The organism is Paractinoplanes durhamensis (genome assembly GCF_016862175.1).
In the GTDB taxonomy this organism is placed as follows: domain Bacteria; phylum Actinomycetota; class Actinomycetes; order Mycobacteriales; family Micromonosporaceae; genus Actinoplanes; species Actinoplanes durhamensis.
The window spans coordinates 38,993-51,549 of sequence record NZ_BOML01000032.1 but is presented as its reverse complement, the minus strand read 5'-3'; the positions used below and the strand labels follow the sequence as shown (position 1 = coordinate 51,549).

The following is a 12,557-nucleotide window of genomic DNA, read 5'->3' as shown; positions in this document are numbered from 1 at the left end:
GGGGAGGACTGGAGGTGGCCCGTGGCCAATCCCTGGCTCGCCCTCGATCTCGGCACCGATCCGGCCGAACGGATTCGGCAGGTCGGGCGCGCCCACGAGCGCTTTCTTTCCGGCGAAGGCGGGTCTACCCAGATCCGCTCGGTGGTGGCCGACTCGTGGAAACGCTCGGCGTCCGCGCTGCCCGGCGCCGACAGCACGCCGCCGATCGACCTCAGCGACGGCGAGCTCGAGGAATACCGGGCGGCCCACCCGCTGGCCCGGGTGCTGCCGATCTTCCGCGACCTGCTCGGCGGGCTGGCCGAGGACGGCGACCACCTGATGGCGGTCTGCGACGCGTACGGGCGGCTGCTCTGGGTCGAGGGGGCCGGGTCCATGCTGCGCGGGGCCGAGCAGATGAACTTCGTGCCCGGCGCCCGCTGGGACGAGGCGCACGCCGGCACCAACGCCCCGGGCACCGCGCTCGCCATCGACCACTCGCTGCAGATCTTCGCGACCGAGCACTTCAGCCGCTCGGTGCAGCGCTGGACGTGCGCGGCCGCGCCGATCCACGACCCGGCCACCGGCCGGCTGCTCGGCGCGATCGACGTGACCGGCGGCGACCACCTGGCCAACCCGCACAGCCTCGCCCTGGTCCGGGCGACCGCGCTGGCCGCCGAGGCCTACCTGGGCAGCCGGGCCACCCCGCACGCGGCCACCGGCCGGGTCACCGCGCTCGGCCGCAACGAGGCCACGCTGGCCTTCGGCGGCACCCGGCAGCGCCTCGGTCGCCGGCATTCGGAACTGGTCGTCCTGCTCCTGGCGCACCCGGAAGGGCGTACCGGCGAGGAACTTGGTTTTGATCTCTATGGGGAGGATGTCAGCCCGGTGACCGTGCGCGCCGAATTGTCGCGGCTGCGCCGCACGCTCGGCCCGGAGCTGGTCGAGTCGCGGCCCTACCGGCTGCGCGCCGAGCTCGACTCGGATTTCCGCACGCTGGCCCGGCTGCTGGAGCACGGGCGGGTCGCCGATGCCCTGGAGGAGTACGCGGGTCCGCTGCTGCCCGGCTCGGACGCGCCCGGCATCACCCGGCTGCGCAACATCATCGACGGGCAGTTGCGCGCCGCCGTGCTGGCCAGCCGGGACCGCTCGCTGATGCGCACCTGGCTGCACAACCCGTGGGGCGCCGACGACCTGGAGATGTGGGAGGGGTACGCGAAACAGCTCCCGCACGGCTCGCCGGCCCGACCACTCGCGGTCAACCGGGTCCACCAGCTCGCCGCTGAATACGGTCTTGCAACGTCGTTGCAACGTAGCCGTAACTAAGTTTCGCCGTACCTACCCCGCAGGTACGGAGGATGTCATGACCACATATTCCCCGCCCGGCTCCGACGGCTCGATCGTCAGCTACGAGTCCCGCTACGACAATTACATCGGTGGCGAGTATGTACCACCGGCCAAAGGTCAGTACTTCGAGAACCCTTCGCCGGTAACCGGCGAGGCGTTCACCGAGATCGCGCGGGGCACGGCCGACGACGTGGAGAAGGCGCTCGACGCCGCGCACGGCGCTGCCGACGCGTGGGGCCGCACCTCGGTCGCCGAGCGTGCCAACATCCTCAACAAGATCGCCGACCGGATGGAGGCGAACCTCGAGAAGCTCGCGGTCGCCGAGGCCTGGGAGAACGGCAAGCCGGTCCGGGAGACCCTGGCCGCCGACCTCCCGCTCGCCATCGACCACTTCCGCTACTTCGCGGGCGCGATCCGGGCCCAGGAGGGCACCGCCGGCGAGATCGACGACGACACCATCGCCTACCACTTCCACGAGCCGCTGGGCGTGGTCGGCCTGATCATCCCGTGGAACTTCCCGATCCTGATGGCGGTCTGGAAGCTGGCCCCGGCCCTGGCCGCCGGCAACTGCGTCGTGCTCAAGCCGGCCGAGCAGACCCCGGCCTCGATCCACCTGTTGATCTCGATCATCGGCGACCTGCTCCCGCCCGGCGTCCTGAACGTCGTGAACGGCTTCGGCGTCGAGGCCGGCAAGCCGCTGGCCAGCTCGAACCGGATCGCGAAGATCGCGTTCACCGGTGAGACCACGACCGGCCGCCTGATCATGCAGTACGCGTCGGAGAACCTGATCCCGGTCACCCTCGAGCTGGGCGGCAAGAGCCCGAACATCTTCTTCGAGGACGTCAGCCGGCTCGACGACGACTTCTACGACAAGTCGCTCGAGGGCTTCTCGATGTTCGCGCTCAACCAGGGCGAGGTCTGCACCTGCCCGTCCCGCGCGCTCATCCAGCAGAGCATCTACGCCGACTTCCTGGCCGCCGGCGTGAAGCGAGTGGAGAACTTCAAGCAGGGCAACCCGCTGGACACCGACACCCAGGTCGGCGCGCAGGCCTCCAACGACCAGCTGGAGAAGATCCTGTCGTACCTGGACATCGGCCGGCAGGAGGGCGCCCGGGTGCTGACCGGTGGCGGCCGGGCCGACCTCGGCGGCAACCTGTCCGGCGGCTACTACGTGCAGCCGACGATCTTCCAGGGCTCGAACGACATGCGGATCTTCCAGGAGGAGATCTTCGGCCCGGTGGTCTCGGTGACGTCGTTCGCCGACTACGCCGACGCCATCAAGATCGCCAACGACACGCTCTACGGCCTCGGCGCCGGCGTGTGGACCCGGGACATCAACACCGCGTACCGGGCCGGGCGGGCGATCAAGGCCGGCCGGGTGTGGACCAACTCGTACCACCTCTACCCCGCGCACGCCGCGTTCGGTGGCTACAAGCAGTCCGGCATCGGCCGGGAGAACCACAAGATGATGCTGGACCACTACCAGCAGACGAAGAACCTGCTGGTGTCGTACAGCCCGAAGGCCATGGGCTTCTTCTAGGCCCGTCGATATGGCTACCAGGGTTGACGTGACCCCCGCCGCTGCCGCCATGATGCGGCAGCTGCGGGGGCAGCACGGTCCGCTGATGTTCCACCAGTCCGGCGGGTGCTGCGACGGCAGCTCCCCGATGTGCTACCTGGACGGCGAGTTCCGCACCGGGCAGTCCGATGTGCTCCTCGAGTCGCTGAAGATCGACGGGGTGGCCGAGCCGATCACGTTCTGGATGTCCGCCGCGCAGTTCGAGCTGTGGAAGCACACCCACCTGACGGTGGACGTGGTCCCGGGGCGCGGTGCCGGCTTCTCGCTGGAGGCCCCCGAGGGCGTACGTTTCCTGATCCGTTCCCGCCTGCTCACGTCCGATGAGCTGGCCGAATTGTCCTAGTCGCCGAGTTCCGGGTACGGGTCGTCGCGCAGCCGGCTGAACAGCACGCCGTCCTGCCACTTCCCGGCCCGGAACTCGACCGACCGCAGCACGCCTTCCTGCTGGAAACCGGCCTTGAGCAGCGCTTTCCGCTCGGCCACATTGTCCACCTGGGTGCCCGCCTGCACCCGCTGCACCGGCCAGTGCTCGAAGACGTACGCCGTGAGCAGCGCCTGCGCCCGCCAGCCGATGGCGTAGAGCACCTCGAGCTCGTCGGCTCGGATCGGGCGCAGGCGGATGTTCATCCGTCCAGGATGGCCGGTTTGATCCTTGCGCGTGGTCCCTACGTTTCTTGGAGTAGAGCCGTCCGGCGGATGTTGCCGGTAGGCGAAAACGGTTGGATTGTCCGGGATCGGCGGGTGAACTACGTCCCGGAAGTGTGCCGAACGGGGGTCGCGAGTGGCCACGGGCCGGTTTTTGCGGGCACTGTCGTCATTCGAGACACCTGGGGAGGTTTTGATGCGGTTGTCGCGATCCAAGAAGCTGGTTCTGCTCGGCGTGGCCCTCGTGATGGTGGGGCTGGCCGGCCGGGCTTCGGCGGACACGACCCCTTCGGCCCAACCGCCGGCGTCGTCCGCGTCCGCACCTTCGTCGTCCGTACCTTCGTCGTCCGCACCTTCGTCGCCTGCGCCCACCAAGCCGGCCGTGAACCCGAAGCCGAAGCCCTCCGTGGTGAAGGCGAGCGCGAAGAAACCGGTCGGCCCGGCCGGGAGCCGGATGACCACCGGCACCAAGGGGGTGGCGCTCACCTTCGACGACGGCCCCGATCCGGCCCAGACGCCGAGGATCCTCAAGCTGCTCGCGCAGAACCACACCAAGGCGACCTTCTGCCTGGTCGGCAAGAACGTCGAGAAGTTCCCCGAGCTGACCCGCCAGATCGTGGCCGGCGGCCACACCCTGTGCAACCACACGTGGAGCCACGACCTGAAACTCGGCAAGAAGCCGGCCGCGAAGATCCAGGCCGACCTCGCCCGCACCAACGCGGCGATCCACAAGGCCGCGCCGAACGCGAAGATCAAGTATTTCCGGGCGCCCGGCGGCAACTTCACCCCCGGCGTGGTCGCGGTGGCCAAGAAGCTGGGCATGACCTCGCTCTACTGGCGGGTCGACCCGCGCGACTGGGACCACCCGAAGGGTGAGACGCACGCGCAGCACCGGTCGCGGGTGATCAGCCGGGTCGAGCACAACACGCACGCCGGCGCGATCGTGCTGTCGCACGACTACGCCCAGCCCGACACCATCGCCGCCTACCGCACGCTGCTGCCCTGGCTGCGCAAGCGCTACCAGCTGATCGCCCTGCCCACGGCCTAGCCGACCAGCAGGTCAGTGGGTGGGCGGGATGACCCGCAGATGTCCCCGGCGGCCGGTCTGGTGGCCGGGGAGATCCTGCTCGTCGGTGCGCGGCGGGGGCGCCGGCGGCCGGGCCGCCTCGCGCACCGCGTCGGCCAGCGCGACCAGATCGTCGGTGGTGGGCGGCGGGGGCGCGAAATCGCCGTCGTGCCGCACGAGTTCCCAGCCTCGGGGGGCGGTGAGGCTGCGGGCGTGCGGCTCGCACAGGTCGTACGTATGAGGCTCGGCGAACGCCGCCAGGGGGCCGACGACGGCGGTCGAGTCGCTGTAGACGTAGGTCAGAGTGGCGACCGCCTGTCGGGGACAGCCGTTCCGGGAGCAGCGCCGTGGGGACCTCACGGCGGCACGTTATCGCCCCGCGGGCTCGCGCGCGCGCCGAAACCGCCGCGACACGCCGACCCGGCGCGCATCACGATTCGGCCATGCCCGTTTCGACACGCCGCCCCGTTGGGAGGACTTGTCTTTCCGGATTTGCCCGCGCGGACTGTTTACCCCCCGGACACGCGGCAGAAGCACGCTGCCGCCGTGCACCACCGGCGGAGGACTAGAGTTGCGAGGTGACCACCAGCCCCGAGCGCCGACGCAGCGGCGAGTCCCCCCGGGTGACGCGCAAGGACGGGCCGGGGCATCCGGCCCGGCGTGACCGCCACGGCCGCGGCCTGCGTGGCCGGCTGGTGCCGGCCACGGTGCCGCTGGCCCGCACCAAGGCCGAGATCTTCGACGACCTGGTGCTGGACACGGTCGAGGGCCTCGAGCGTCGCTACGCGAAAGAGTTGGCCGGCGTCGAGTTCGCGGTGGAGGACGTTCCTCCCGATCTCAACGTCTACGACTCCGACGTGCTCGAGGACGGCGAGGTGCCGCTGGCCCGGCTGCTGCCCGGTCGCCCCGGCCGGCAGGAGCTTCCCCCTCGAATCGTGCTCTACCGGCGGCCGCTGGAGTTCCGGGCGATGGACCGCGAAGACCTCGCCGACCTCGTCCACGATGTGATCATCGAGCAGGTAGCCAACCTGCTCGGGGTGGATCCCGACGAGCTGACTTAGGCGACCCGGCGCTTCAGCTTGCGGCGCTCACGCTCGGACAGACCACCCCAGATACCGAAACGCTCGTCGTGGCCCAGCGCGTACTCCAGGCACTCGGCCTTGACGTCGCACCGGCCGCAGATCCGCTTCGCTTCCCGGGTCGAACCACCTTTTTCCGGAAAGAAAGCTTCCGGATCAGTCTGCGAGCACAGCGCCCGCTCCTGCCACTCGGGCGCGTCCCCGAGCAGGTCTACCCCTTCAACCTGCGCTTCCATCGGCGTGCCTCCCAATTCCCGCGCCGGCATCACTGCCGACGCTGACCCCCCACGCACGCGGCGTGTTTCTTGCAGCCCGGACACGAAAGTTTCGTAGCGCCCAGCCCACAACCCCACCGAAATTACACGCGTGTAAGACGTGCGTCGTCAAGCCGAACCTGATAAATAGGCCCGTTTCCCCGGCGCGCCTTCGGCGCGTCGTGGTCCCGTTCCTGCCCTATCTCTCAGGAGCCACACAGGGTTACGCCACCCTGGCGCGTCACGTCCAATTTAACCCGATTTGTGACCTTGGAACCAAGGTCCATCCGGTTGAGGTGATCAACCCGACAGGACGGCTACCTGCGGCCGTACACAGTCGTTCGCTCGACGGCGGGGCGACCCGCGGCCGCGGCGAGCTCCTTCAGCTCCGCGACCGTGCGCGCCGAACCGTGCTCCGAGCCGGCCATCCGGGAGATCGTTTCTTCCATCAACGTGCCACCAAGATCATTGCAACCGCCGTCGAGCATTACCCGGGTGCCGTCGTCGCCGAGCTTCACCCAGGAGCACTGGATGTTGTCGATCCGGCCGTGCAGCAGGATGCGGGCCATCGCGTGCACGACCCGGTTCTCCCGCCAGGTCGGGCCGGGCCGGGCGATGCCGGCCAGGTAGATCGGCGCGTTGGTGTGGATGAACGGCAATGCCACGAACTCGGTGAAACCGCCGGTCACGTCCTGGATGCCGGCCAGCACCCGGAAGTGGCCGAGCCACTGTCGCGGGTGGTCGACATGGCCGTACATCATGGTGGAACTTGATCGGATGCCCACCTGGTGGGCGGTGGTGACGACATCGATCCAGGTGCTGGCGGGCAGCTTGCCCTTGGTCAGCACCCAGCGGACGTCGTCGTCGAGGATCTCGGCGGCGGTGCCCGGGATGGTGTCCAGCCCGGCCTCGCGCAGGCCGGTCAGCCACTCCCGGACCGGCACGCCGGCCTTCGACGCGGCCGTGACGATCTCCATCGGCGAGTACGCGTGGACGTGCATGCCCGGCACCCGCTGCTTCACCCCGCGCACCAGATCGGCGTACGCGGTCACCGGCATCTTCGGGTCGATGCCGCCCTGCATGCAGACCTCGGAGGCACCGTCCTGCCAGGCCTGCTCGGCCCGGTCGGCGACCTGCTCGACCGACAGGCGATAGGCGTCGGCGTCCTTCTCGCGCTGGGCGAACGCGCAGAACCGGCAGCCCACGTAGCAGACGTTGGAGAAGTTGATGTTCCGGTTCACCACGTACGTGATGTCGTCGCCGTTGACCTCCTTGCGCAGGTCGTCGGCGATCCGGGCCAGTTCGTCCAGCGCGGAGCCGTCCGCGTTGAACAGCGCCATCGCCTTGTCCTCGTGCTGCTTCTCCAGCAGCGCGGCCGGATTTTCCGCGGCCAGCTTCAGGCCGGCCAGGACGTCGGTCGGGAGGCTCTTGGCGGTGTCGGTGGTGATGTGCGCGGCGACCTCTTTCCAGTCGCCGTAGACGTCGTCGAAGTCGGAGCGGCGGTCGGCGGTGCGGCCGGTGGTGTCGATCGTGGCGAAGAGGTCGGTGCGGCCGGTGCCGAACGCCTCGTCCGGCTCCTGCCAGGGCCGGCCCTCCACGGTTGCGTCTTCCCGCGCGAGGCCGTCGCTGTCCGCCAGCGCGCCCACGTGCGCCGCGAGGCGGGGGTCCAGCCAGCCCTCGGCCGCACGCTTGACGTACTCCGGGTAGATCGTGAGCCGCTCCCGCAGCGCAAAACCGGCATCAGCCGATTTTTCGCGGAGAAGGTCGATCTGCGGCCAGGGCCGCTCCGGGTTGACGTGGTCGGGGGTCACCGGCGAGACGCCGCCCCAGTCGTCGATGCCGGCCTTCAGCAGGAGGCCGAACTCCGTGTCGATCAGGTTGGGCGGGGCCTGGATGCGGGCCCGCGGGCCCATGATGATCCGGGCCACCGCCACCGTCGTGGCCAGCTCACGCAGCTCCGCATCCGGCATCCCGCGCATCGCCGTGTCCGGCTTGGCGCGGAAGTTCTGGATGATGACCTCTTGGATGTGCCCGTACTCGCGGGCGGTGCGCCGCATCGCGAACAGCGCGTCGACCCGCTCGGCCCGGGTCTCGCCGATCCCGATCAGGATGCCGGTGGTGAACGGGACACCCACCCGGCCGGCGTCGTCGAGCACCCGCAGCCGGACCGCGGGCTCCTTGTCCGGCGAGCCGTAGTGCGGGCCGCCCGGCTCCGACCAGAGCCGGGTCGCGGTGGTCTCCAGCATCATGCCCATGCTCGGCGCGACCGGCTTCAGCCGCTGCAACTCGTCCCAGCTCAGCACGCCCGGGTTGAGGTGCGGGAGCAGGCCGGTCTCCTCCAGCACGGCGATCGCGCAGGCGCGCACATAGTCGAGGGTGGAGTCGTAGCCGCGCTCGTCCAGCCACTGCCGGGCCGCCGGCCAGCGCTCCTCCGGCCGGTCGCCCAGCGTGAACAGCGCCTCCTTGCAGCCCTGCGCGGCGCCCTGGCGGGCGATCTCGAGGACCTCGTCGCGCTCCAGGAACGCCGCCGGCAAGCGGTGCGGCACGGTCGCGAACGTGCAGTAGTGGCACCGGTCGCGGCAGAGCCGCGTCAGCGGGATGAAAACCTTGCGGGAGTACGTGACCACACCCTCGCGGCCGGCCAGGCGCAGGCCCGCGTCCCGGATGCTGCCGGCGATCGCCAGCAGGTCGTCAAGTGGATCCCCGGTGGCGGCCAGCAGAGCGGCCGCCTCCTCGGCATCGATGGCCTTGCCGTCGGCGGCGCGGCGCAGGGCGCGGCGGATGCTCGCCTCGGTCGGAACCGGTTCCTCGTTGACCTTTACCACGCAGTGCAGCCTAGGCCGGAAAGTGACCGGTTGCCCCGGTCGTGCCCGGGCGCGCGCAGTGGAATACGACACGGCGGCGCCCGGGGCGTTCCCGGTGGCTGGAGCTTTACTGCCGGGGCGGGTCCTGATCGGCCGGGCCGAAGCCCGGGCGGTCGTCGCTGATCCGCTGGGTGCGGTCCTCGATCGGTGCCTCGGGCGCCCTCTCCACCGGCCGCACCATCTGGGTGGGCTCGCTCGACGGCGCCGCCGAGGCGGGCGCGGTCGGCATCGTCACCGGCGCCTGGTTCCACGTCGGCGGCTGGGGCGGCTGGCCGTACATGCCCGGCGCGGCGTAGCCCGGCTGGCCCGGGGCCGGCGGGTAGCCACCCTGCGGCGCCGGGTTGTACGCCTGCTGACCGGGGTTCTGACCGGGCGGCGGGCCGTACGGCTGCTGGCCGGGGCCCTGCTGGCCGGGCGGCGGGCCGTAGCCGGGCTGGCCCGGGTAGGTGCCCGGCTGGTTGAACTGCGGCTGGCCGTAGACCCCCGGCTGCGGCTTCGGGCGCGGCGTGTAGAACAGGTTGCGCCAGATCAGGAAGGTCGCGTACGCCGCCACGGCGAACACGGCCAGCCAGGCCAGCCGCTCCAGCAGCCCCTCGAACGCGCTCCGGGCACCATTGTGCGCGGCCTCGTTGATCAGGCCGATCAGCACCCCGAACAGCAGGCCGAAGACGGCCATCACCGCGTACTCGACGACGGCCACGGCGACGACCAACTGGGCCTTCGGGTGCTGCGGCGCGACGAACAGCGAGAGCAGCACGGCCGCGATCGGGAACGCGATGGTGGCCAGGTTGATGAAGCCGCCGAAGCTGCCCTGGGTGCGGTAGCCGAACTGGTCGGGACCGTCCGGAACCAGCCGGACGAGCGCCACGAAGAGCAGCACGGCGGTCGCCCCGATCAGGGCGTACGCCGCGAGATCGCGGAGTGGGCGAAGGTACTGGCCGGCCGATCTGCCCTCGCCCGGCGTGGGCTGCGGTTGGCTGGTCACGGTTTCTCCCTGACGGATGATGATTGAAGTCGGCCCAGCGTAGACCGGGCACGCATGCGGCACCCTCTACCCAGCGGCCAGTTCTGTCATACCCGTACGGGAGGATGACGACATGCGGATCGTGGTCCTCACCGGCGGTATCGGCGGTGCGAAATTCCTCGTCGGCGTGCGCGCGCATGCCCGAGCCATCGGCGCCGACGTCACCGCCGTGGTCAACGTCGGCGACGACGTGCGCATGCACGGCCTGCAGATCTGCCCCGATCTGGACAGCGTGATGTACACGCTGGGCGGCGCGCACGACCCCGAGCGGGGCTGGGGCCGGGTCGGCGAGACCTGGGTGGTCAAGGAGGAGCTTGCCGCCTACGGCGTCGAGCCGTCGTGGTTCGGCCTGGGCGACAAGGACACGGCCACCCATTTGGTACGCACCCAGATGCTCAACGCCGGTTATCCGCTGTCCGCGGTGACGGCGGCGTTGTGCGAGCGCTGGAAGCCCGGCGTCACCCTGGTGCCGGCCACCGACGACCGGCTCGAGACCCACGTGGTGGTCGACGTCGACGGCGAGCGCAAGGCCATCCACTTCCAGGAGTGGTGGGTCCGCTACCGCGGCGCCCTGCCCACCCACCGTTTCGTCTTCGTCGGCGCCGACGCGGCCAAGCCGGCCCCCGGCGTGCTCGACACGATCGCCGCCGCCGACGTGGTGCTGCTGGCCCCGAGCAACCCGGTCGTCAGCATCGCCCCGATCCTCGCCGTCGACCCGATCCGCGAGGCCCTGATCGGCGGCTCCGCCCCGATCGTCGGCGTCTCCCCGATCATCGGCGAGTCCCCGGTGCGCGGCATGGCCGACAAGTGCCTGGCCACCCTGGGCGTCGAGGTGAGCGCGGCCGGCGTCGGCGCGCTGTATGGCAGCCGCACCGACAACGGCCTGCTCAACGGCTGGCTGATCGACAGCGTCGACGAGGGCACCGAGGTCCCCGGCGTCCCCACCCGAGCCGTCCCGCTGTGGATGACCTCGGAGGAGACGACGGCCCAGATGGTCCGCGACGCCCTGACCCTGGCCGGCGTCGCATGACCGGCCTGCAGATCCTTCCGGTGCACGGCATCGGCGACGTGACCGCCGGCGACGACCTGGTCGCCCTGATCGCCACCGCCGCCCCGTGGCTGGCCGACGGCGACGTCCTGGTGGTGACCAGCAAGATCGTCTCCAAGGCCGAGGGCAACCTGGTCGAGGTCCCGGCCGACGGCCCCGAGCGCGACGCCGCCCGGGCCGCCGCCCTGGCCGCCGAGACCGCCCGCGTGGTGGCCCGCCGCGGCCCGACCACGATCGTGCAGACCCACCACGGTTTCGTGATGGCCGCGGCCGGCATCGACGCCTCCAACGTCGACAAGACCCACCTGGTCCTGCTTCCCACCGACTCGGACGCCTCGGCCCGCCGGCTGCGCGCCGGCTTCCGGTCCCGCGGCCTCGACGTGGCCGTGATCATCTCCGACACGATGGGCCGGGCCTGGCGAAACGGCCTGACCGACGTCTCCCTGGGCGCCGCCGGTATCCCCCCGTTCCGCGACCACCGGGGCGAGACCGACCCCTACGGCAACGAGCTGCAGATCACCCAGATGGCCGTGATCGACGAGCTCTCCGCGGCCGGCGAGCTGGTCAAGGGCAAAATCGACAACGTCCCGGTCGCCGTGGTCCGCGGCTACCTCAACGCCGGTGGCGATCGCCGCGTGGCCGACGACGGTCCCGGTGCCGCGCCGCTGCTGCGCGACGCGGAGAGCGACATGTTCAGCCTGGGCACGGCCGAGGCCCGCGCGGCCGGCCTGCGTGACGCGGCTCAGCTGGCCGACGGCCTCCGGTCGGAGGTGCCCGGCCGCCCGGTCCACCCCGACGCCGTGCGGCGCGCCCTGGAGACGGTCGCCGGCCACCTGGCCCGGGCCACCACGGTCACCCCCGCCGAGACCTTCGCGGCGAACGGCGCCACCGCCGCCCTGCACCTGCGGACCCGCGACGCCACCCCGGCCGGCCTGATGCGGCTGGGCGCCGACGCCCACCGCCTCCGCGCGGCCCTGGCCGCCGAGTCGGTGGCCAGCGTCGCCCTGCCCCACGACGACGGCATCCGCCTGGACCTCTCCGGAGCCCACGCATGACCGCCCTGCACGCCGACGGCATCCGCCTCGACCTCTCCGGAGCCCACGCATGACCGCCCTGCACGACGACGCCGTCCGGGTGCTGACCACCTGGCAGGCCACCACCGACGAGGGCGACGTGGCCCGCAAGAGCGTCCTGGAGCTGCTGACCGCCGGCCCGGTCGCGATGACCAGGGCCCACCGCCCCGGCCACGTCACGGCCAGCGCCCTGGTGGTCGGGGCCGACGGCCGGTTGCTGCTCTGCCTGCACGGCCGACTGGGCAAGTGGATGCAGCTGGGCGGCCACTGCGAGCCCGGCGACGAGACACTGGCCGGCGCGGCCCTGCGCGAGGCCACCGAGGAGTCCGGCATCCCCGGACTGACCATCGACCCCGATCCGATCGACGTGGACGTCCACGGGGTTCGCTGCGGCGCGGCCGAGGGCACCCCCGCCACGGAGTCGGTGCACTACGACGTGCGCTTCCTGGTCCGCAGTCCGGCCGGTGCCACCGAGCAGATCAGCGCCGAATCCGCCGACCTGGCCTGGTTCACCCCCGACGCCCTGCCGTCCCCGCTGGCCTCAGCAACCGCCCGCCAGATCGAGCCGGCCCTGTCCCGGCTGCCCTGACCTCTATGCGCCG

General features: G+C 71.0%; 13 protein-coding genes. 8 read left to right on the top strand and 5 right to left on the bottom strand.

Annotated features, from left to right (window positions below; genetic code table 11):
• Positions 1-21 precede the first annotated feature (21 nt).
• The 3 genes from Adu01nite_RS19290 to Adu01nite_RS19280 are packed head-to-tail and all read left to right on the top strand — an operon-like array spanning position 22 to position 3,245.
• A complete protein-coding gene (locus tag Adu01nite_RS19290; RefSeq protein WP_203728288.1) occupies positions 22-1,302 on the top strand; it encodes a GAF domain-containing protein in 1,281 nt (426 codons plus the stop codon).
• A gap of 37 nt (positions 1,303-1,339) precedes the next feature.
• The gene (adh, locus tag Adu01nite_RS19285; RefSeq protein WP_203728287.1) at positions 1,340-2,863 is read left to right on the top strand and encodes an aldehyde dehydrogenase; all 1,524 of its coding nucleotides are present in this window, start codon (positions 1,340-1,342) and stop codon (positions 2,861-2,863) included.
• A 10-nt stretch (positions 2,864-2,873) separates the two neighbouring features.
• Positions 2,874-3,245 (top strand): DUF779 domain-containing protein, encoded by a 372-nt coding sequence (locus tag Adu01nite_RS19280; protein ID WP_203728286.1) that lies wholly within the window; start codon positions 2,874-2,876, stop codon positions 3,243-3,245.
• Here Adu01nite_RS19280 and Adu01nite_RS19275 read toward each other — a convergent pair.
• The gene (locus Adu01nite_RS19275) at positions 3,242-3,529 is read right to left on the bottom strand and encodes a GNAT family N-acetyltransferase (RefSeq protein ID WP_203728285.1); all 288 of its coding nucleotides are present in this window, start codon (positions 3,527-3,529) and stop codon (positions 3,242-3,244) included. The genes Adu01nite_RS19280 and Adu01nite_RS19275 overlap by 4 nt on opposite strands.
• 214 nt (positions 3,530-3,743) lie before the next feature.
• Here Adu01nite_RS19275 and Adu01nite_RS19270 point away from each other — a divergent pair, with 214 nt between their 5' ends.
• Positions 3,744-4,595, top strand: a complete 852-nt coding sequence (locus Adu01nite_RS19270; RefSeq protein ID WP_203728284.1) for a polysaccharide deacetylase family protein — start codon at positions 3,744-3,746, stop codon at positions 4,593-4,595.
• 12 nt (positions 4,596-4,607) lie between these two features.
• On the opposite strand, the gene Adu01nite_RS19265 is transcribed toward Adu01nite_RS19270, so the two are convergent.
• Positions 4,608-4,973 (bottom strand): DUF3499 domain-containing protein, encoded by a 366-nt coding sequence (locus tag Adu01nite_RS19265; RefSeq protein WP_020515641.1) that lies wholly within the window; start codon positions 4,971-4,973, stop codon positions 4,608-4,610.
• A 263-nt stretch (positions 4,974-5,236) separates the two neighbouring features.
• Between Adu01nite_RS19265 and Adu01nite_RS19260 the strand changes: the two genes are divergently transcribed.
• Entirely contained in the window at positions 5,237-5,674 is a 438-nt protein-coding gene (locus Adu01nite_RS19260; RefSeq protein WP_203728338.1) for a metallopeptidase family protein, read from the top strand.
• Here the strand turns inward: Adu01nite_RS19260 and Adu01nite_RS19255 are convergent.
• The 3 genes from Adu01nite_RS19255 to Adu01nite_RS19245 all read right to left on the bottom strand — a co-directional run bounded on the left by Adu01nite_RS19255 (position 5,671) and on the right by Adu01nite_RS19245 (position 9,795).
• A complete protein-coding gene (locus Adu01nite_RS19255) occupies positions 5,671-5,928 on the bottom strand; it encodes a WhiB family transcriptional regulator (RefSeq protein ID WP_015619224.1) in 258 nt (85 codons plus the stop codon). The two genes, Adu01nite_RS19260 and Adu01nite_RS19255, sit on opposite strands and share 4 nt — an antisense overlap.
• Before the next feature lie 335 nt (positions 5,929-6,263).
• Positions 6,264-8,771 carry a bifunctional FO biosynthesis protein CofGH gene (locus Adu01nite_RS19250; RefSeq protein WP_203728283.1) on the bottom strand — a complete coding sequence of 836 codons (2,508 nt, stop codon included), beginning with the start codon at positions 8,769-8,771 and terminating at the stop codon, positions 6,264-6,266.
• 106 nt (positions 8,772-8,877) lie between these two features.
• Complete coding sequence (locus tag Adu01nite_RS19245; RefSeq protein ID WP_203728282.1) at positions 8,878-9,795, bottom strand: hypothetical protein; 918 nt, start codon at positions 9,793-9,795, stop codon at positions 8,878-8,880.
• Between the two features lie 112 nt (positions 9,796-9,907).
• On the opposite strand from Adu01nite_RS19245, the gene cofD reads away from it, so the two are divergent.
• The 3 genes from cofD to Adu01nite_RS19230 are packed head-to-tail and all read left to right on the top strand — an operon-like array spanning position 9,908 to position 12,544.
• Positions 9,908-10,864: a 2-phospho-L-lactate transferase gene (gene cofD, locus Adu01nite_RS19240; RefSeq protein WP_203728281.1), complete on the top strand. Its 957-nt coding sequence runs from the start codon at positions 9,908-9,910 to the stop codon at positions 10,862-10,864.
• The gene (locus Adu01nite_RS19235; protein ID WP_203728280.1) at positions 10,861-11,937 is read left to right on the top strand and encodes a coenzyme F420-0:L-glutamate ligase; all 1,077 of its coding nucleotides are present in this window, start codon (positions 10,861-10,863) and stop codon (positions 11,935-11,937) included. The genes cofD and Adu01nite_RS19235 overlap by 4 nt, the downstream gene beginning before the upstream one ends.
• Positions 11,938-11,986: 49 nt before the next feature.
• The gene (locus Adu01nite_RS19230; protein WP_203728279.1) at positions 11,987-12,544 is read left to right on the top strand and encodes an NUDIX hydrolase; all 558 of its coding nucleotides are present in this window, start codon (positions 11,987-11,989) and stop codon (positions 12,542-12,544) included.
• Positions 12,545-12,557: the final 13 nt, after the last annotated feature.

Bases quoted from the DNA above. Each gene is read 5' to 3' on its own strand.
- cofD (WP_203728281.1), top strand. From the start codon at position 9,908: ATGCGGATCGTGGTCCTCACCGGCGGTATCGGCGGTGCGAAATTCCTC.
- Adu01nite_RS19235 (WP_203728280.1), top strand. From the start codon at position 10,861: ATGACCGGCCTGCAGATCCTTCCGGTGCACGGCATCGGCGACGTGACC.
- Adu01nite_RS19275 (WP_203728285.1), bottom strand. From the start codon at position 3,529: ATGAACATCCGCCTGCGCCCGATCCGAGCCGACGAGCTCGAGGTGCTC.
- adh (WP_203728287.1), top strand. From the start codon at position 1,340: ATGACCACATATTCCCCGCCCGGCTCCGACGGCTCGATCGTCAGCTAC.
- Adu01nite_RS19255 (WP_015619224.1), bottom strand. From the start codon at position 5,928: ATGGAAGCGCAGGTTGAAGGGGTAGACCTGCTCGGGGACGCGCCCGAG.
- Adu01nite_RS19270 (WP_203728284.1), top strand. From the start codon at position 3,744: ATGCGGTTGTCGCGATCCAAGAAGCTGGTTCTGCTCGGCGTGGCCCTC.
- Adu01nite_RS19280 (WP_203728286.1), top strand. From the start codon at position 2,874: ATGGCTACCAGGGTTGACGTGACCCCCGCCGCTGCCGCCATGATGCGG.
- Adu01nite_RS19230 (WP_203728279.1), top strand. From the start codon at position 11,987: ATGACCGCCCTGCACGACGACGCCGTCCGGGTGCTGACCACCTGGCAG.